General features: G+C 43.9%; 13 protein-coding genes. 4 read left to right on the top strand and 9 right to left on the bottom strand.

All coding sequences use genetic code 11. The features are described from left to right. Positions 1-8: 8 nt before the first annotated feature. A complete protein-coding gene (locus LAQ65_RS08645; protein ID WP_224116553.1) occupies positions 9-1,400 on the bottom strand; it encodes a Gfo/Idh/MocA family protein in 1,392 nt (463 codons plus the stop codon). A 29-nt stretch (positions 1,401-1,429) separates the two neighbouring features. On the opposite strand from LAQ65_RS08645, the gene LAQ65_RS08640 reads away from it, so the two are divergent. Continuing rightward, positions 1,430-2,803, top strand: coding sequence for a M20/M25/M40 family metallo-hydrolase (locus LAQ65_RS08640; RefSeq protein WP_224116552.1), 1,374 nt, complete (start codon positions 1,430-1,432; stop codon positions 2,801-2,803). A 2-nt stretch (positions 2,804-2,805) separates the two neighbouring features. On the opposite strand, the gene LAQ65_RS08635 is transcribed toward LAQ65_RS08640, so the two are convergent. From LAQ65_RS08635 to LAQ65_RS08605, 7 genes are all read right to left on the bottom strand, one after another. Next, on the bottom strand, positions 2,806-3,552 hold the full coding sequence (locus LAQ65_RS08635) for a LytR/AlgR family response regulator transcription factor (protein WP_224116551.1): 747 nt from the start codon (positions 3,550-3,552) through the stop codon (positions 2,806-2,808). Positions 3,553-3,571: 19 nt separating this feature from the next. Beyond that, complete coding sequence (locus LAQ65_RS08630; protein WP_224116550.1) at positions 3,572-5,725, bottom strand: tetratricopeptide repeat-containing sensor histidine kinase; 2,154 nt, start codon at positions 5,723-5,725, stop codon at positions 3,572-3,574. A gap of 176 nt (positions 5,726-5,901) precedes the next feature. Then, entirely contained in the window at positions 5,902-8,334 is a 2,433-nt protein-coding gene (locus LAQ65_RS08625; RefSeq protein ID WP_224116549.1) for an outer membrane beta-barrel protein, read from the bottom strand. A 128-nt stretch (positions 8,335-8,462) separates the two neighbouring features. Beyond that, positions 8,463-9,215, bottom strand: coding sequence for a LytR/AlgR family response regulator transcription factor (locus LAQ65_RS08620; RefSeq protein ID WP_224116548.1), 753 nt, complete (start codon positions 9,213-9,215; stop codon positions 8,463-8,465). Positions 9,216-9,226: 11 nt separating this feature from the next. Further along, the gene (locus LAQ65_RS08615; protein WP_224116547.1) at positions 9,227-11,398 is read right to left on the bottom strand and encodes a tetratricopeptide repeat-containing sensor histidine kinase; all 2,172 of its coding nucleotides are present in this window, start codon (positions 11,396-11,398) and stop codon (positions 9,227-9,229) included. A 121-nt stretch (positions 11,399-11,519) separates the two neighbouring features. Then, the gene (locus LAQ65_RS08610; RefSeq protein ID WP_224116546.1) at positions 11,520-12,593 is read right to left on the bottom strand and encodes a DUF3500 domain-containing protein; all 1,074 of its coding nucleotides are present in this window, start codon (positions 12,591-12,593) and stop codon (positions 11,520-11,522) included. Positions 12,594-12,621: 28 nt separating this feature from the next. Beyond that, positions 12,622-13,446, bottom strand: a complete 825-nt coding sequence (locus LAQ65_RS08605) for a potassium channel family protein (RefSeq protein WP_224116545.1) — start codon at positions 13,444-13,446, stop codon at positions 12,622-12,624. 72 nt (positions 13,447-13,518) lie between these two features. Here LAQ65_RS08605 and LAQ65_RS08600 point away from each other — a divergent pair, with 72 nt between their 5' ends. Further along, positions 13,519-14,112 carry a 2OG-Fe(II) oxygenase gene (locus LAQ65_RS08600; RefSeq protein WP_224116544.1) on the top strand — a complete coding sequence of 198 codons (594 nt, stop codon included), beginning with the start codon at positions 13,519-13,521 and terminating at the stop codon, positions 14,110-14,112. A 25-nt stretch (positions 14,113-14,137) separates the two neighbouring features. Here LAQ65_RS08600 and LAQ65_RS08595 read toward each other — a convergent pair whose 3' ends face one another. Continuing rightward, positions 14,138-16,081, bottom strand: coding sequence for a sensor histidine kinase (locus LAQ65_RS08595; protein ID WP_224116543.1), 1,944 nt, complete (start codon positions 16,079-16,081; stop codon positions 14,138-14,140). Between the two features lie 72 nt (positions 16,082-16,153). Between LAQ65_RS08595 and LAQ65_RS08590 the strand changes: the two genes are divergently transcribed. Together LAQ65_RS08590 and LAQ65_RS08585 are read left to right on the top strand one after the other, a co-directional pair. Then, entirely contained in the window at positions 16,154-18,706 is a 2,553-nt protein-coding gene (locus tag LAQ65_RS08590) for an FtsK/SpoIIIE family DNA translocase (protein ID WP_224116542.1), read from the top strand. A gap of 103 nt (positions 18,707-18,809) precedes the next feature. Further along, positions 18,810-19,463, top strand: coding sequence for a LolA family protein (locus LAQ65_RS08585; protein WP_224116541.1), 654 nt, complete (start codon positions 18,810-18,812; stop codon positions 19,461-19,463). Positions 19,464-19,465: the final 2 nt, after the last annotated feature.

Raw genomic sequence — 19,465 nt, 5'->3', positions numbered from 1 at the left:
TTTGTTTTTTACACCACCAGTTTCATAGCTACCGGATCCCAGTTCACCAGCTTTTTATGGAAATAGCTTTCATTGCAGGCGAGGCAGGGCGCAGCAGCGCGAAAACCAAATACGGCATCTTCCACAACCTTTCCACCGGTACGCACCGCGTTGAAGAAATTCTTGAAATGTTCCACATGTTCATCATGGCCTTCCGGTGCCTTATAACGGATCGGGTCTTTAGTAGGTTTTGCTTTATCAGCTGCAGTATATTTTTCATCATAGGCTTTCTGCAGGTTGTCCTGCATGGCTTTTGGATAAGTGCCCAGTGCATCCCAATAGCCTATACCCGGGGCTTTCGGTAACAGGTCATGGGTAATGGTAAGGTCATCGCCAATTTCCATGGCTCCCTCATCGCCAATGAAGCGCAGCCGGTAGCCATCACCAACACCACTGGCGAAATTAAGCCGCAGGTTTACCTGGAAGGCCGGATGTTCGGGTGTTTCAGGATAGTCCATCAATGCATTCATTACATCGGGTACATCGCGGCCATCTTTCCAGTAACTCAACTGGCCGTTGCAATAAATGCGCGAAGGCCCTTTCGACCCGGTGATCATATGGATTTCCGTGAGCAGGTGCACAAACATATCACCTGCCGCACCGGTCCCGAATTCGCGGTAGTTCCGCCACCTGAAAAATTTCTTTGCGTCGAAGGGCTGTTTGGGCAAACCGGCAATATAACGGTCCCAGTCAACCGTTTCCGGCGAAGCATCTGATGGGATAGTGTATTGCCAGGCACCCATAGCGCTGTGGCGGTCGATGCTGGCATCAATACAATTCAGTTTACCGATCTCTCCAGCTTCATATAATTCCTTTGCTTTCAGGTGAACCAGTCCGCTGATGCCCTGGCTGCCGATCTGGATTACTTTATTGGTTTTTTTTGCTGTTTCAATCACCCCATGCCCCTGGGAGATTTCTTTCACCATTGGTTTTTCACAGTACACATGTTTACCCATATTCATCGCGTCGATGGATATGCGCGAATGCCACAGGTCTGCCGTTCCTATAATCACCGCGTCGATATCTTTTTTCGCCAGGAGCTCACGGTAATCCCTGGTTGTAAAAACCTGGTTGCCATATTTTTCCTGGACAGCAGTCAACCTTCCTTTGTACAGGTCGCATGCAGCAACAAACTCCACCCCCGGAATTTTCAATGCGGTACTTATGTCGGCATTGCCCATGATGCCCGTGCCAATCAGTCCGACCCGTATCCGGTCATTGGCGCTGAATCTTTGCGGCATCGGTAAAATCTCTTCCCTGATACCCGTATTGGCTTTAAGGATATTGAAAGACCCGGCAGTCATGGCCAGTCCGGCTGTGCTGAGCTGCCGGATAAATTTTCGCCTGGAAGATGAAGACATAAGTATATTTAATGATTAGTTTCTAAGTTATGAGAAAATTTCTCCTCTTAAGCTGTATTTGTTTTGGATTATATACCGTGGCCAATGCCCAGGAAGCAGATTCCCTGGCCTTCAGGAGAATTGCTGATGATATCCTGACGAATGGCCAGGCCTATGGCAATTTAAGAATCCTTTGTAAGCAAATCGGACCGAGGTTAAGCGGCTCCCCGCAAATGGTACGCGCAGAAAAGGAAACCTTCCGGATGATGAAAGAAATGGGCGCTGATACTGTTTACCTGCAGGACACAAAAGTGCCGCATTGGGTGCGGGGAGAGAAGGAAACGGCCTGGATAGCAGGAAGTAATGGCAGTAAAATGCCTTTGCGTATCTGCGCACTGGGCAATTCAATGGGAACAGGAACCAAGGGTATAAAGGCAAAGGTGGTGGAAGTGCATTCCTTTGATGAACTCGATGCACTGGGTGAGAAAGGTATTAAGGGCAGGATAGTATATTTCAATGTCCGGTTTAACCCGACCCATGTCGTAACGACACAGGGCTATTTTGAAACCACGCAGTATCGGTGGACCGGCGCTTCGAAGGCTGCCAGGTATGGTGCGGTTGGAACAGTCATCCGGTCGCTTTCCAGCAGCATCGACGATTATCCGCATACCGGCGGCATGGGCTACAATGACTCCTTCCCGAAAGTGCCTGCCGTTGCCATCAGCACCCGGGATGGTGATTTGCTGTCGGATGAATTGCAGCGTAACAATAGTGCTGAATTATATTTCCGGACTACATGTACAACGCTCCCGGATGCCATTGGCCATAATGTAGTGGCTGAGTTGAGAGGCAGTGAATTTCCCAATGAGGTCATTACGATAGGTGGCCATCTTGATTCCTGGGATCTTGCCGAAGGCGCGCATGATGATGGCGCCGGTTGTGTACAAACGATGGAGTTGATCAGGGTCTTCAGGAAATTAGGCATACGTCCGAAACGTACCATCCGTGTAGTATTGTTTACAGATGAGGAAAACCGCGGCTCGGGTAGTAACCGGTATACGGCGTTTGCAAAGGCAGAAAACAAACATCATATACTGGCTATAGAATCGGATGCCGGCGGATTTACGCCACGGGGTTTCAGCCTGGTGGCTGATGCAGACAAATTAGCGAGGCTCAGGTCCTGGATGCCGCTGTTCATCCCTTACGGTGTGTATGCTTTTGAAATAGGATCAGCAGGGGCAGATGTGGAAAGCCTGCGGGCCCTGGGTGCTACGGTAGGGGAGCTGATGCCCGATTCGCAAAGGTATTTTGACCACCACCATGCAGCAAACGACAAGTTTGAAGAAGTGAATAAACGTGAACTCGAATTGGGTGCTATTAATATGGCCAACCTGGTTTATATGGTGGATAAATATGGATTATAGGCTTATCCGGGTAAAAGCTTTTTTAATAATAACTCTTTCTTGCCACGGGAAACATCCACGGTAGAGCCATCGCTCATTACCAGGAACCCGCCTTCGCCTTTCATGTATTTTTCAATTTCGTTCAGGTTGACAAGGTAACAGCGGTGCACACGGAGGAATGAATGTTCTTCCAGTAATTCCTCAATTTCTTTTAAGGTGGAAGAAACGACTTTTCGTTTTTTGTCTTTCAGGTGAAGTATTGTGTAATTGCTGTCTGACTCGCAACTGATGATCTGGTTTACCTGGATCATTTGCAATCCTTCCATGGTGGGCATGGCCATTTTACTTATGGGCGTTGAGGGATTGTGTATTTTCTGCAGTAGTATTTCCAATTGTTGCGCAATTGGTTTTTGGGATCGTTGGATAACTTTTTGGACCGCTTTCACCAGTTCTTCCTGGTCGACAGGTTTTAGCAGATAATCAATGGCGCTGAACCGGATGGCTTTCAGCGCATACTGGTCATAGCTGGTGGTGAAGATGATTTCAAAATTAACCGTAGGAAGTTGTGCCAGCATATCAAAGCCATTCATCTTCGGCATTTCTACATCCAGGAAAACAAGGTCGGGCGACTTCTGCCGGATGGCAGCCAGGCCATCTATGCTATTGTGATAAGTGCCCAATATCTCCACCTCCGGACAATAATCTTCCAGCATTGTTGCTAATGCTTCACAACAATATGGTTCATCGTCAATTATTATTGCCCTGATCATGAATTAGCTGGTTATTTTTTTAAATAATCGCTTCCACTGATTCTTTATAACTTATTCTTAAATGGACTTTTGTCCCTGAAGGATTTCCATTTTCATCCAGTAAATCTTCCATTTGATAAGATGTATGCACCCCTTTTTCACGGTTCAGTAAGGCCAGCCGTTCAGTGGTAATCTTCAATCCCATTGATTTTTCCTTTTCCGCTGATTTGCTCTTGATTTCTTCGGCTTTCTCACGGCCAATACCGTTATCTGTGATGGTACAATATAAGATGTTATTCCCTAAACTAAGGGTGATATCAAGACGCCCTTGTCCGTCTTTATGCATCAACCCGTGCCAGATGGCGTTTTCACAGAAAGGTTGAAGTAACAGCGGCGGAATGAAGATATTATCGTCATCCATGGCATTGAGAAAAGTGATGCTGAAATCAAAGGATTCCTTAAACCTTAGGCGCTCCATGTCGAGGTAAAGGCGCAGCATTTGCAATTCATCTTCCAGGGTTATCAATGGTTTTTGTGAATTGATCAGTACCATGCGAATCAGCCTGGAGAAACGCGTCAGGTAATTGGATGCTGTTTTGCTTTCATTTTTTAAAATGAAGCGGTTGATAGAGCTAAGGCAGTTGAAAATAAAATGCGGGTTCATTTGTGCGCGCAGGGCCTGCATTTCAAGTTCTGCTGCCTGCCGGTAAAGTTCAGCCTGTTTCTTTTCACTTTCTAGTTTTTCATTTTTTCTTTTCAGGGTGAGATTTCTGAAAACATATAATCCTGCCAGTATAACTGAAATAAAAACCGCTATCAGGAATTTTTTAAATGTTGCCTCTTGTTTTAATTGCTGTTCCTTTATTTTGTTGTCTTTGTTCAGAAACCCAATGCGGGCCTCTTTATTGGCGTCTGCTGCTGCTTTTTTATAATTGTTAAGGCGCCATATAAACTGGTTGTTCTGTACGGAATCTTTAAGCGTGATATACTTCCTTAGATACAGGTATGCACTATCGCTTTTTCCGAGTTTATAATATATCCTTGATATTAATTCAAATCCATTAATCTTTGATTGATTAATATTATTCGCCATGGCGTAACCCAGACCCTGGGTTGCATAACTTAATGCCGTTTTATTGTCATTTTTGGCCGCATATGCTTCTCCCATTGCCAACATTGGCCTGGCCAGGCCGTAAGTGTTTTTCGTATTATATTTCCCGTCTTTCCTGAATGCGTTAAGGCTTAAATTAAACATCGCAATTGCTTTGTCATAATCTCCTTTTTTTAAATAGATATTGCCTCTTAATGTATTTCCAAAGGCCTGGTGGCCAAAATGATAAGTGGCATAATCTTTATTCCAGAAGTCCCAGTAATATGCGGCAGAGTCATACTTTCCCATCAGGTAGTACAATTCGGAAAAGCTGATATCTTCTTTCATCCCATCAGTTGCCTTTCCATAAATATCGCTCTTCCTGACATAATCCAGGGCCGTTTGGTAGTCACCTGCGGTCTTATACAAATCAGCCATATTTTTATATGACCATTGAACCATTTCATCTTCCCAGGGAGTGGATGGAACTATTTTTTGGGCTACCTGGATAGCTCTTTCTGCATAGTCAATACCTTCAACGCTCTGTTCTCCATTGGTATAATCCCAGACGATATTGGTCAGGGTTTCCAATTCCATTTTCTGGTCCCCGGCTCTTTGGAAATAGTAAAGGGCTTGCTTGTAATTTTCCATATTATCCCCTTCGGGCCTGTCTAAATAAGTTAGGCCAAGGAGTTTTTCATTTTGGATTTCTTTTCCTATAGCCATGGCTTTCCGGTTGTTATAAATGGATGTGGAATCTTTATTATCCCCTATACGACTAGCCAAGGCAAGATCTAAAAGTGAAATGCCCATTCCATATTTGTACCCTAAACCTGAAGCTTCTTTATAGGCTATTGCAGAATATTTAGACATTGAGTCGCCCCTGGTCTTAAATCCCGGAGAGTTATAGGAATTATACAAATACACAAAGGTTTCGCTTATGGCATTAAGGCAGTCCACCCTGGCACTATCTTTTAATGCAGGTAATTTGGCTTTAAGGCTATCCAGGATCAGGCTGTATTTATAGTTTAAATTCTTGTCCTGGCATTGTGCTTTAAGGGTAAATGCAGTAAGGGTTGCAATGATCAATAATTGCTTTTTCATAATGGAATCAGCAATGCCGGTTAAATGATTAATAATTTACTAAAAAGAATCGGCATTCTGATATCTGAAACTAGGCTGTAAACGGTATGGTTTGAAACCAGAACCAGCGAACGGTGGATTCTTATGACGAATTGCGGCGGTTGATGTGTGAACGAAAATTTGTAGAGGCCTGTTTGTTAATTCGCCCTGTTCTTTTCATCTTCAGCGCCGGTTGATCGCTCCCGCTTGCCGGTGACCTTATCGTTTCCGAAGTTCTTGATGAATGTTAAGCTGATCGCCGGATAACTGTAGGTTTGATTAATCCTGATCACCAGGTTTTGTTCGGGGATATCAGCATAAATGCGGCCTGTCTGTGTATTGAAAACATTATTCAAATTCAATGATAATACAGACCTGGATTTGCCCAGTTTCTTTTGCGCACCGATATCCACCGAACCTGAAGGTTTAAAATGATACAGGCCCCATATGCTGCCCGAATTATAATATTCCGTCAAGCCTATGGAGAAATCCTTAGGTAGTATAAAATTCTGGCCGCAGTTCAGGTAATAACCAAAATTCTCTGTTTTTACAGCTGCCTTATAGAATGCATTCATCTGGCTCCAGGTTCCGGTCAGGTTGTTCTGTATGTTGAACCATTTACTGATGGTAAAGGGTAGCGAAAGTCCAAGGGAAAGACTTTGGGCGCCTTGTGAATTCTGTACTGCTTTCACCATTTTGTTGGTCGCTTCATCAATTTTCGGTACCTCATTTATGAGGTGGCTGATATGATCGTAAGAGAATGTAATGATCTTGTTTTTTATGGTAAAGGCGGTGCTGGCAGCATCGATGATCGCAGGTTGTAAAGCCGGGTTCCCTGTACTGAATGTTTTGGGGTCAAGGAAGATCACGTATGGCGCCAGGTCGGAAAAGCTGGGCCTCCATATCCGCCTGCTGTAGGTGAAATTTACAGACTGGTCCTCTTTAATGTTGTGCAAAAAGAATAAGCTCGGGAATAAATTACTATAATCCCTTTTTACACCTCCATCCTTTGAATCAGCGCTAATCCTGGTATGTGTATATTCATAACGCAGCCCGAATTTCATGGATGTTTTTTCCGAGATATTCAGGTTGAAGCTACTGTAAGCTGCACCAATACTTTCGTGGGTATTATGCAATCCGGAGTAGAGGGAATCCGTTATCCAGTCATTTTGCACAAGGGTGCTTACCCCTACATCATTCAATGATTGGGAGGTAGTTCCCTTTAGGCCTGCTTCCATGTCCATTTTCTTCGAAAGTTTCCGGGTATAATCCAAAGATCCAACCCAGAATGTCAGTGGTGTGACCTTACTGCTTCTCACGTTTTCGTTGTACAGGAAGGCCCCGGGAAGATTATAATAATTGTTGGAATAGGTGTTTGGGTTTTTGTCTTTGTAATGCAGGAAATCCAGGTTGACCGTTAGTTTCTCCTCAGGTTTGAAACTGTGCTGCAGGTTCAGGTTGGCTCCGTAATACAAGGTATTGTGTACCTCGTTGTTATCCACTTTAACGGTAGTATCTACCTGCTTGTTTGAACTAATTATGGCATTGTTCAGGGATTGCATGCTCCAATTCCTGTAGTTTCCTGAAACAAGGGCCCCAACGATGGTCTTCTTGCTAAGTTCGACATCAATACCCGCCTGGACATTGTGCTGGGCTTCAACCGCATCCCGGTTGTTTTCGGAATAATTTTCTTTGGGAACTCCATCGAAAACAATAGACCGGTAATTAGTCCAGAACTGCTGCAGGTGATACCTCGAAAAAGAATAATTCCCGAAAATATTCACCTTGCCCTTCCTGTGGTTGATATTCAAACTTGCGCTGTTCTGTTCCGCTTTACTATATCCTGCCATCAGTGAATAGGAGCCATTGGTGCCATACTTGTTATTTGATTTGAGTACGATATTGATAATGCCGGCATTGCCTTCTGCGTCGTAATTGGCGGGAGGCGTGGTGATCACTTCAATGCGTTCCACATTATTGGAAGGTTGTCCTGAAAGCATCTGCAACACAGTAGCCAGGTCCATATAGTTCCTTTTTCCGTTGATCATTATAATCACCCCAGACTTCCCATTGATGGAAAGAGATCCGCTTAACCTGTTTACCGTGATCCCTGGTGAACGCTCCAGTACATCCAAAACTGTAAGTCCCGAATACGTAATGCCAGCGGCCACATTAATGACCAGGCGATCAATCTTTTGTTCATAAAGTGGCCTTTTACGCACAACAGTAACTTCCTTTAGTTCCATGGCGGTTTCAGCCAGCATAATACTGCCGAGGTCAATATTCTTATCGAGACTGGTGATATTGATGAGCGGTGTAAATACTGGCTTAGCGCCGGTATAGGTAGAGGTGATCAGGTATTTGCCGGGATTGATATTTTCAAAAACAAAAATGCCCTGTTCATTGGTGAGCTTACCTTTTATCAACACGGAATCTTTGGCGTTCAGCAACAATACATTCGCCTGGTGAATGGGTTTGCCCGTTGTGTCCACTACTTTTCCATGGATGTTTGTCTGGGCATTAGTATCCAATGACAGGATGCATAGCAACATGAAAATCAGGTTACCTGCAAATGGAGTTGTACTGTTCATGGCTATTCAGTTTGATGGTCTTTAAATCTCGATAAATGAACTGAATGAAGCCAGGCAGAATGAGCAAACTACATTGAGTAGGCATTGATCTGCGGAAACTATTGAGGGAATAGAAAAGCAAGGAATTATTATCCCCTGGTTTTTAGCAATTTTTGCAGGAGTTCTTCTTTTTTGTTTTTCGAAATATAGATATGCTGGCCATCGCTCATTACCACATAGCCGCCATCGGCTTTGACAAATTTTTCCACTTCATCAATATTTACAAGAAAGGAGCGATGTACCCGGATGAAGGAGTAATCATCGAGCAAATCTTCTACTGCTTTAAGTGTGATGGACACTACCAGTTTTTTGTTGCCTTTGAGGACCAGTGTTGTGTAATTATCATTGGCTTCGCAACTTATGATCGAATTAACCGGGATCATTTGCAACCCTTCCATGGTGGGCAAGGCTATTTTTGAAACTGAGGCAGCAGGGTGATGCAGTTTTTGAAACAGCACCTGGAGCTGTTCGGCGCCGGTTATTTCATTCCGTTTAACGATTTTGCGCACTGCGTTTTGCAGCTCTTCCCGGTCAATAGGTTTCAATAAATAATCAATGGCGCTGAACCGGAATGCTTTTAAGGCGTATTGGTCGTAACTGGTGGTAAAGACGAGGTGAAAATTAATAGCGGGTAATTGTTCAAGCATTTCAAACCCATTCATTTTCGGCATTTCCACATCCAGGAAAACAAGGTCAGGAGATGCGGTCTCAATAGCTTTTAGTGCATCTTTCCCATTATTAAAAACGCCAGTTACCTGGACCTCCGGGCAATAGCGGTTTAAAAGCAGGGAGAGTGTTTTGCAGCAATTAGGTTCATCATCTATAATGATTGCCTTGATCATATTGTATAAAATTAAGCAACGGCTTCCATAATATTTTTATGCCTGATCTTTATACTCACTTTTGTTCCGGTCATAAGCCCATTGCTATCAATAATATCATCTATCTCATAAAAGGAATGCAGGTCCTTGTCCTGGTTAAAAAGCGACAAACGTTCCGTGGTGATTTTCAAGCCCATGGATTTTTCTTTTTTCGCTGATCCGGTATTTAATGCGCGGGCTTTTGCCCTTCCAATGCCATCATCCGTTATAATGCAATTCAGGTATTCATTTTCCTTTTTGATAGTAATATTCAGGTGTCCCTGCCCTTCCTTATTCATAAGGCCATGCCAGATGGCATTTTCACAAAATGGTTGTAACAATAATGGCGGAACTAATGCTGTATCTGCATCTACGTCATTTGTGTAAGTGATATTATAGTCAAAGGAATTTTCAAACCGCAATCGCTCCATATCGAGGTATAGTTTAAGCATCTTTAATTCCTCGTCCAGGGAAATCAGCGATTTCTCTGAATTGTTAAGCACCATTCGGATTAATCTTGAAAACCGGGTTAAGTAATCTGATGCTTTTTCCGTTTCATTTTCCAGGATAAAACAGTTAATCGAGCTAAGGCAATTGAAAATGAAATGCGGGTTCATCTGGGCGCGCAGGGCCTGCATTTCTAAGCGTGTTGCCTTTTCCTGCAGTTCCGCTTGCTGCTTGCTGTTTTGCAGCCTGTCATTTTTCCTTTTTAAAGTTAAGGTCCTGAAAATAAAAATGCCTGTTAAAACGAGGGCGATCAGGAAAACAAACAAAAAGTTTTTCATAAGGCTTTCTTCCTTAAGTTGCTGTTGTTTTATCTTATTGTCTTTCATCAGTAAGCCAATCTGCGCCTTTTTCTTTTCATCCTCTGCATCTTTTTTGGAGTTGTAGATCCGCAATAAAAATTGTTTGTTTTGGATAGAGTCTTTTATCGCGTTGAATTTCATAAGACAGGCATAAGCGCTGTCATTTTTCCCGAGATGGTGGTAGATGGATGAAAGTACCTGGTATCCGTCCATCAAAATAGGGCGCTGTTGTTTTTCCTCAGCTAAGCCCACGCCTTCTTTGGCATATTTCAGGGCAACAGGATAATTTTTCAATCCGTCATAGGCCTGGCCAATGTAAATGGAATACCTTGCCGTAGCGTAAACGCTGTCGGGAAAGTATTTCCTTACGGTGTCACTGCAGCTTTGGAAAAGCGGTATTGCCTTTTCGTATTCCTTAGTTCCGTTCAGGTAGATTTGCGCCAGGGCAGCTTTCCTTCCGGGAAACAAACCCGGAGGAGAATTGGTGTCCACCCTATTTACATAAGCCATTGCAGAATCATATTTGCCCATTTTGGAAAAGAGGTTAGCAATGTCCAGGTCCATATTATCCCAATCGGTGTTATTCTCCTTTCCATACCGGGCATTCTCCTTAATATAGCTCATGGCCGTTGCATAATCACCCGCAAAAGAGTACAATTCGGCCATGCTCTCTAATGAAAATTGTACAAGAAATTGTTTCCAGTTCATGGAGAAATCTGTGCCGGCCTTTTTTGACAGGTCCACGCTTTGTTTTGCATAGTCGAAGGCCTGTTCATATTCGCCCCTTTCTTCATAATCACCCGTAAACCAGTTGCTGATTTCGGCTGCATTTAAAGTGTCACCTGCTTTTAAAAAATAATCTATGGCCTTTTTATAATAGTCCACATGCAGGTTAAAATCCTTCCTTACTGAAGGCATATAGGCCAATGCTGCATAAGCCATGCCAAGCAGTTTATAATCATTTAATTCTTGTGCTATGGTTAAGGCTTTCCGCATATCTTTTACCTTGGTAGCTTCATCCTTCACGGGTTGGTTCATGCCGGCTTCAACGCCGGCTAAGGACAATAAGGCTATTGCCATTCCTTTTTTGTAACCCAGCTTTTCAGCTTCTTTGTATGCTATCCCGGAATAAAAAAGGCAGGTATCAATTCTTTTCCGGGGACTACCGCCTGCATTTAAGAGGGTTTTGCCTGCAATGGAGTTCATCAGGTCTACCCTGTCACTGCCTTTAGCTGCGGGTAGCGTCCTTTTCAGGCTGTCGAGCCTGGTGCTGTCTGTTTTGAACGCATTGGTAACCTGGCTGTAACCCTGAAGGATAAAGCAGGATAACCATACAGTAATCAGGAATATTTTTTTCATAATGGGCCCTCAGGTATTTTGTATTATGAAATTACTGAGTGAATGGACCCTTGCGCTGGTAAATGCGCGACTGTTGTGGTTTTATGGGTGAATCATCAAGTGGATTGAGTAAAGGAGATGACTAGTGTTTTTCACTCATGTAATGCTTTTTCAACACATCCTCACCATACTCGTTGCCTTTCTCGCGCCAGATGGCGTGAATATGATTGGCATTGCCCATGAAGCCATTATTGTCGAATTCAATCAGGAATGTTGGTCCATTCAGCACATAGTAATGGGGTTTGGTTTCTTCTACGGGGCCAATCCATCCGAAATAAATTTTATCTACGCCCGCCTTAATGATTTTATCGTATTCTATCAATGCCTTTTCATATTCCATATTGAATACAAATTCGCGGATGATATACAGCGCGATAGCCTTTTGTTCTTTGCTCATTTCTGCACCTTTGATGCCCTGGTAGTCTATGAGTCGTTTGCCGCTTTCTGCACCTGTAATGATGTCCGCGGGAACCTGCTTACTGATGGTCGCTTTCTCCTGTAGTGCAGGAGATAGGGACGACATCAGTTTTATACCGAGGTCTTCTTCCTGTCCGAGTACCCGCCAGCCGGCATACTCGGAATTAGGGTATTCCGCAGGATCCGTTCCAATGAAGAATGGGGTTACAGAAAGTTTATCATTCACGAAGGTAAAGTTGACAGACAGGTGGTGTCCTTCCACTTTATAGCCCCAGACCGGACCGGTTGGGTTTCCGAATATGGCCAGGTAGAAATTGCGGTGGCTCCATTGCAGGTCCTGCAGGAATTTGTACATGGTGTCACTGATTGCCTTGCGGTAATACATACTGTCGTAATAGAGGTTCAATAAATTATCGAGGTGCAGTATGCTGGTAGCTTTCAGGTAGCCTTGTGAACTCAGCGAGACAGACAGGATGCGATGAAATAATTTACGCTGGTCATCGGTCATCTTGCCGATATTGATACCTGCACGTGGGCGCAATCCAACGGGAAGGTTATTCCATTTCGTCCGGGCAGTATCTTCAAAAGACAGCAGGGCCAGTTTTTTTTGTGCCGGGTCGAGGGTATTGATAAATCGGATTGCAGATTGTTTGATCTCTTCATTATAGCCGGCTTGTGCGTCGGCCCGGGCAAAAGTTAAAGACAGGAAAAGAACCAGGATTGATTGAGGCAGTTTCATTGTTGTATAATATTTGGGAGTAGATATTTTAATGATCAGCATGTACTTCATGTTCAATTGGCAATCCGCAGTGCGGGCATATTGTGGTATGATGCTTTTTTACCTTCCTGATCTCTTCGAGGAAACCTGCCGTTATAATTCCAGCCGGCAATGCAAAAAACGCTACACCTGCCATGGCAATGATGCCGGTCAGGATCTTGCCGGTTACGGTAATGGGCACCATATCACCATACCCGATGGTTGCCAGGGTAACTACTGACCACCAAAGAGTCCTTGGAATACTGCCGAATTTTTCCGGCTGGGCCGTATGTTCAGCAAAATAAATAAGGCAGGAAGCGATTATAATAAGTCCGGATGTTAATACCAGGCTGATCAGTAATTCCTGGAACCTGTTTTTGAAAACATTGGCAATAACCTGCGCAGATTTCATATAACTGGTAAGCCGGAATATCCGCAGCAAACGGACCAGGCGCAATAACCGGAGTTCCCTCAGGTCAAATAGTTTAACCGTGCCAAGATAGAAAGGAAGGATGGCAACGAGGTCGATAAGCGCTCCCCAGGTAAACATATACCTGAGCCTTCCCCAAAGCCAGTGTTTGTATTTGGCTTCATAGGTGCAACTCCAGACCCTTAAGATATATTCCACGCTGAAAATAAAAACAGAGAAAACATCAAAGTCATGGAAGAGTTTTGCATGGTTTGTTGCAAGTTCAGGCTCTGTTTCCAGGATAACAGCCACAAGGTTCAGCAAAATCAAAATGATGATAAACCCGTTAATAACCTTGTCCCAGCGGGATTCCTCTTTGGTCGGGTGTAAAAGTATATGGGTGTGTTTTTTAATCTTGTGGTACATGGCCGTTAGTGTTAAGGAAATATAAATAAAAAATAGCTCAGAAAGCCTATCTTCCTTCACTTATTCCATTCCATGAGCAACCCGTTTGATGTGCTGATTGATAGTTTCCTTGACAATGATATAGGCATCGATGCCGGATTTTTATCCGAATCCCTTTCCGGCGGATTACAGCAGCATATCCGGCAATTGGGAGAGCAGGAGAATATGATAGCTGCCGGGATTGGCAATAATAACGTAAAGGATGCCAGCCAGAAAATGCGGTCCGATAAAATTTACTGGTTAGACAAAAGCCATGGCAATATTTTTGAGCAGGAGTTTTTGCTGCAGGTCGAAGAATTTATCAGCTACCTGAACCAGACCTGCTATACCGGTATCAATGCATATGAGTTCCATTATGCGGTTTATGACGAAGGCAGTTTTTACAAACGCCATAAAGACCAGTTCCAAAACGATAACAACCGGAAGTATTCATTAATCAATTATTTGAATGAGAACTGGCTGGAGGAAGATGGCGGGCAGTTACTGGTGTATCCCGAATCGGGCGTACGGAAAATACAGCCGCATGCACAGACGGCGGTGTTCTTTAACAGCCAGGAAATGGAGCATGAAGTTACCCCGGCAAATCGCCAGCGTATGAGCATTACCGGTTGGCTGAAGCAGGTGTAACCATAAAGGTCAATCATACCACAGATTAGCCCAATGGCACGCTCAGCATTATAGTTGTTCCTTTGTCATTGCGGATATTAAAATGCCCATCGATACTTTCCATTCGTTTATGCATATTGGTAATGCCATTTCCGAAATAGCGCAGTTTTTCCGGGATTAGCCCGGTTCCATTATCAGAAATAGTAATTACCAGTTGTGGCCCGATTTGAAACCTTATCGTAACTGCCGAGGCCGCGGCATGTTTAACAATATTGTTCAGGGCTTCCTTAATACACAAAAAAATATTCCGTCTTCTTTCACCGGTAAGTTCAATTATGGGGATTACTTCGGGGTATTCCACTTTACAGGTAATATCGGTATTGTCCAGGAATTCTGAAGCATAAGCCCTTACATAAGCGATTGTATTGTCTACCGTGTCATTAGAACTTTTCATGGTCCAGATGATGGTATTCATTTTGGTGATCAGGTCATTGGCGGAATTAGAAATTTTTTCGATCTCCGGCAGGGTATTGTCTTTCATTTTGGCTTTGGCTAATTCACTGAGTAACCTTATGGCAGTAACACCCGATCCCAACTCATCGTGCATATCTGCAGAAATCCTGTTCCTCTCTTCCTGTTGCGCGGCGAGGATCGCCACTTTTCTCTCAATGGCCGACTTTTCATATTCCATCAGGATCCGTTCTTTTTCCCTTGCCCTGGCAGCAATCTCCTGCTTGTTTTTAAAGGACAAGGCAACCATAAAAAAAACCAGTTCCAGTAGAATACCCATTTCATACCAGAACAGGGAATCATTTGCCAGCGATGTAAGGGTTGAATTGAACCGGAAGCTGGTATTGATCATGTAAAGGGAAAGGAACCCGCCTAATAACAGGCAACTATGGCCAATGGCCAGGTAAAGCAGGATACTGCTTTGCCTGAATATCGCGAAACCAATAAAAAGTACAATAGATACAGACCAGGAATATTTCACCCCGTTTTCCACCAGGTTCTGTAAAAAGAAATTATTGGTAAAGAAATTCAGGTAGGTAAAAAGGACCAAGCCCAAAACCGTGATAACCTGCTGGGCATATAAAACCTTGTTTAAAAGCGGGTATTCGTTTTTTGTATTGATGAAGTTCCTCAGGAAAATAAAATAGAAAATTGTACCGGTACCCTGCATGATAAAATCGAAATAGCTTTCAAAGAAGAAATTTGCCTCAGTAGGTATTTTATAGAAATAAGCTTTATAGAAGAACATGAGGCCCAATAAAAAGGTATAACAACCATAATAAATGAACTCCATGCGGCGACTTGTATAATAACCTGCCAGCGAATAAAAAACCATCATCAGCATAATGCCGCAAACCATGTAGGTGATAATGGAATTCAGTTTTCTTTCATTCTGTAACTGGTTCAGTAATGAAGGCAGGAAAAAATCATAACAAAGGGTTGGTGTGATGGCGTTTACGGTGGTTTTAAAAAATCCCAGTTCGGCTATAAAAGTAGCCCTTTCACCAGCGGCAAGGTCGAGCCTGCGGACGATATCCTGCCTGGATTGCTTATTTCCGGGAAGCCTGGGCAGGGCATCGAATTGTTGTGTGGCTGCGTTGTATTTAAACAGGGTTATGGTGTTACAATAAAAACCTGGCAGGAAAAAAATATGAGCAGCTGAATCAGCATCATTCCAGATATTGAATTGCAGGTAACTGTTTTTGCCTACAAACCGGACAGGCAGTTTTCTGCCCATGGAAACCGGGATCCTTTGAAGGGAAGGCAGCTGGTGTAAATGTTCAGTTTGTATATTATCGGAACTATCTATATATAGTGCTGTCTGGCCCGAAATATTTTGCGATAAACGGATATTGCTCAGTTTGATGGTATCCAATTGGAAGCTTTGCGACTGGGCAAAGAGCCTGTTGCTGCATAAAAACAAAAAAAACACCAGGAAAAAGTACTGGTTTTTGAGCCGGAACTGCAAAGAAATAGGCATACGCAATAATGTATTGTAAAACCCCGCTTACAAAATACAATTTCTTTTGGGTGTGAATGTATATTTGTGGGTATGGCAAATAAGCTGAAGACTAAGAAGAAACCAATACCCGAACCTGTTGATCTAAGGCCAGAGAAGGAAGAGAAGGTAGCCATGCAGTCGCTGGTGAAAGATGAGCGTACGCTGAAAATCACCGGAGCTGTGCTTTTGCTGCTGGCGATATTTCTTTTCATCGCATTTACCTCCTACCTGTTTACCTGGCAGGAAGACCAGGATAAAGTATTTAAAGGCGGCAGTCATTTTTTATTTGCCGATGATATCAAAGTGTCGAATTTATTGGGCCGCCTTGGTGCCTGGGTGTCGCATTTCTTTTTTTACAAAGGATTCGGGCTGGCTTCCTATTTTATTTGCAGCCTGTTTTTTGTTGCCGGCGCTAACCTCCTTTTTGGCAAAAAACTCTTCCGCCTTACCCGGAATATCCGTTATGTAATAGTAGGCCTGCTCTATTTCAGTATTACGCTGGCTTTTTTCTTTGGAAAGAGTACGTTTTCATGGGGTGGGGCTGTTGGGAAAATGATCAGTGACTGGATGGCCAGTTTCCTGGGCACTATTGGTACAGCGGCAATTTTACTGGCAGGTGGTGTTGCTTATTTTATCTGGAGATTCAATCCCACGATCAATGTGCCCCAAATGCCGAACCTGCCCAGCCTGCCGGTACGGAATAAAACGGCTGAGGACTTAGCAGTGGCTGATCCCAGGCAAACGGCAACTGACGAACCAAAGCTTTTCATTGAAGAGCCGGTAGAAAAAAAGAATAGCCTTAAGAAAGAAGGTGGGGTAGTGGTGATGCCTCCGGTTGCAGAACCAGAGCTGGCCCTCGAGATCATTGAAAAAAATCAACCTCTCACAGAAGATGACCTCGAAGAAGAGGAGACCGAAGTGCCTGAAATACCCCATGCTTATGTAGAAATGCCACCGGTCGTTGCCCCGGTCAGCAAGCCGGTTCCCCAGCCGGTATTGAATGCCAACCCTGCCGCAGACCTGGAACTGGAAATCAAAACTGTTCCTGAAACCCCGGAAGAGCCCGGTGAAGAAGGTTTGGTAAAAGCGGAAGAATTGGCACCTTATGAGCCTACCCTCGACCTGCGTGATTACAAGTATCCAAGTATGGACCTGCTGGAGACGCATGGCAGTGAAAAAATAGTCCAGGACCCTGCCGAGCTGGAAGCCCATAAAAACCAGATCATCAATACCCTTAAGAACTACGATATCCAGATCCAGAAAATCAGTGCAACTGTAGGCCCGACGGTCACATTGTATGAAATCGTACCTGCAGCCGGAGTGCGGATTTCCCGCATCAAAAACCTGGAAGACGATATCGCCCTTAGCCTGGCTGCATTGGGCATAAGGATCATTGCACCCATCCCGGGTAAAGGAACAATTGGTATTGAAGTGCCAAATGTAAAGAAGACGGTAGTCAGCATGAAAACCCTGCTGACTTCTGAAAAGTTCCAGCACAGTAATTTCAGCCTGCCGATTGCCATTGGCAAAAAAATAGATAACGAAAATTTCATTGTAGACCTTGCGGCGATGCCGCACCTGCTGATGGCTGGTGCAACCGGTCAGGGTAAATCAGTTGGACTAAACGCCATACTTGTTTCCCTGCTCTATAAAAAGCACCCTTCGCAATTGAAGTTTGTACTGGTTGATCCCAAGAAAGTGGAGTTGAGCCTTTATCGGACCATCGAAAAACATTTCCTGGCCAAATTGCCCGGCGAGGAAGAAGCTATTATTACGGATACCAAAAAAGTGATCAATACGCTCAATGCGCTATGTATTGAGATGGATAACAGGTACGACCTGCTGAAGGAAGCCCATACCAGGAATATCAAGGAGTACAATGAAAAATTCATCAAACGAAAATTGAATCCTAATAAAGGGCACCAGTACCTGCCATTTATTGTGCTGGTAATTGATGAGTTCGCCGACCTGATCATGACCGCCGGCAAGGAAGTGGAAATGCCCATTGCGCGATTGGCCCAGCTGGCAAGGGCTGTTGGTATCCACCTGATCATTGCAACCCAGCGACCATCGGTAAACATCATTACCGGAACCATCAAAGCCAACTTCCCGGCACGTATAGCCTTTAAAGTATCCTCAAAAATTGATAGCCGGACGATCCTTGATGCCGGTGGGGCTGAGCAATTGATAGGAAAAGGCGATATGCTGATCTCGTATAATGGTGAACTGACCCGCTTACAATGTGCTTTCGTGGATACCCCTGAAGTTGAGGAAGTAACCGAATTTATAGGTAACCAGCGGGGTTATCCGCAAGCTTTCCTCCTGCCTGAATATGTGGATGAAAAAGATATGGAAGGGAAGGATTTTGACCTGAATGATAAAGATCCCTTGTTTGAGGATGCGGCAAGGCTGATCGTACAAAACCAGGTTGGATCAACTTCCCTGCTGCAGCGGCGGATGAAACTGGGGTATAACCGGGCCGGCCGGTTAATGGACCAGCTTGAGGCTGCAGGTGTGGTTGGGCCAAACCTGGGCAGCAAGGCCAGGGATGTATTGATTAAAACTGAAGTAGAACTGGAAAGTTACCTGACCGGAATGCCTTAATATTTGTTAAAGCGGATGCAATGATTAATCGGATCATATAACTACCGGTCTAATCATTCCATCTGAAAGGATATATTTGCACCCATTGCCCAAAAAAGTCAATATGAAGAAAATTCTAGCCGTTTTAGTCCTGGTTTCAGGTATTTCATTCCCCCAACTGGTTAAGGCACAAACTGATCCCGCAGCGAAAACCATACTGGATGGCGTTAGCGCTAAATTTAAGACCTACCCTGCTGTACAATCTGAGTTTACCCTCCAGGTAGAGGATGCAAAAGGGAAAGTCCAGGGCGTTAAAAAAGGGACAGTCTTCATGAAGTCGGGCAAGTATAAAGTAATAATAACCGGACAGGAAATTTATTGTGACGGGAAAAATGTGTGGACTTACGATAAAGCCTCCAATGAGGTTACCATCACCAAATTTGATGGTGGGCAAGGCACTATTACCCCGCAGAAATTATTCACCAACTTTTACGATAAAGACTTTCTCTACAAATTGAATGGCGAGAAAAAAACGGGTGCGAAAACGATCCAGGAAATAGAAATGACACCGGTAGATAAATCAAAGCCCTTTCATAAAGTATATGTTTATATTGATAAGGCATCCAAGAATATATACAGTACAAAAGTTCTTGAGAAAAACGGGAACAAATACACGTATACTGTTAATAGCCTGAATGGTGCAGCTAAAGTAGCAGATGATATGTTCGTTTTTGATAAGAGTAAATACCCTGGTGTAGAGGAAGTGGACCTGCGATAATG

The sequence above is a fragment of the Flavihumibacter profundi genome, assembly GCF_020076305.1.
Lineage (GTDB): Bacteria > Bacteroidota > Bacteroidia > Chitinophagales > Chitinophagaceae > Flavihumibacter > Flavihumibacter profundi.
This window is presented reverse-complemented; position numbering and strand designations above follow the sequence as displayed.

Coding starts and splice junctions, on each gene's coding strand:
- LAQ65_RS08645 (WP_224116553.1), bottom strand. CDS start 1,400: ATGTCTTCATCTTCCAGGCGAAAATTTATCCGGCAGCTCAGCACAGCC.
- LAQ65_RS08640 (WP_224116552.1), top strand. CDS start 1,430: ATGAGAAAATTTCTCCTCTTAAGCTGTATTTGTTTTGGATTATATACC.
- LAQ65_RS08635 (WP_224116551.1), bottom strand. CDS start 3,552: ATGATCAGGGCAATAATAATTGACGATGAACCATATTGTTGTGAAGCA.
- LAQ65_RS08630 (WP_224116550.1), bottom strand. CDS start 5,725: ATGAAAAAGCAATTATTGATCATTGCAACCCTTACTGCATTTACCCTT.
- LAQ65_RS08625 (WP_224116549.1), bottom strand. CDS start 8,334: ATGAACAGTACAACTCCATTTGCAGGTAACCTGATTTTCATGTTGCTA.
- LAQ65_RS08620 (WP_224116548.1), bottom strand. CDS start 9,215: ATGATCAAGGCAATCATTATAGATGATGAACCTAATTGCTGCAAAACA.
- LAQ65_RS08615 (WP_224116547.1), bottom strand. CDS start 11,398: ATGAAAAAAATATTCCTGATTACTGTATGGTTATCCTGCTTTATCCTT.
- LAQ65_RS08610 (WP_224116546.1), bottom strand. CDS start 12,593: ATGAAACTGCCTCAATCAATCCTGGTTCTTTTCCTGTCTTTAACTTTT.
- LAQ65_RS08605 (WP_224116545.1), bottom strand. CDS start 13,446: ATGTACCACAAGATTAAAAAACACACCCATATACTTTTACACCCGACC.
- LAQ65_RS08600 (WP_224116544.1), top strand. CDS start 13,519: ATGAGCAACCCGTTTGATGTGCTGATTGATAGTTTCCTTGACAATGAT.
- LAQ65_RS08595 (WP_224116543.1), bottom strand. CDS start 16,081: ATGCCTATTTCTTTGCAGTTCCGGCTCAAAAACCAGTACTTTTTCCTG.
- LAQ65_RS08590 (WP_224116542.1), top strand. CDS start 16,154: ATGGCAAATAAGCTGAAGACTAAGAAGAAACCAATACCCGAACCTGTT.
- LAQ65_RS08585 (WP_224116541.1), top strand. CDS start 18,810: ATGAAGAAAATTCTAGCCGTTTTAGTCCTGGTTTCAGGTATTTCATTC.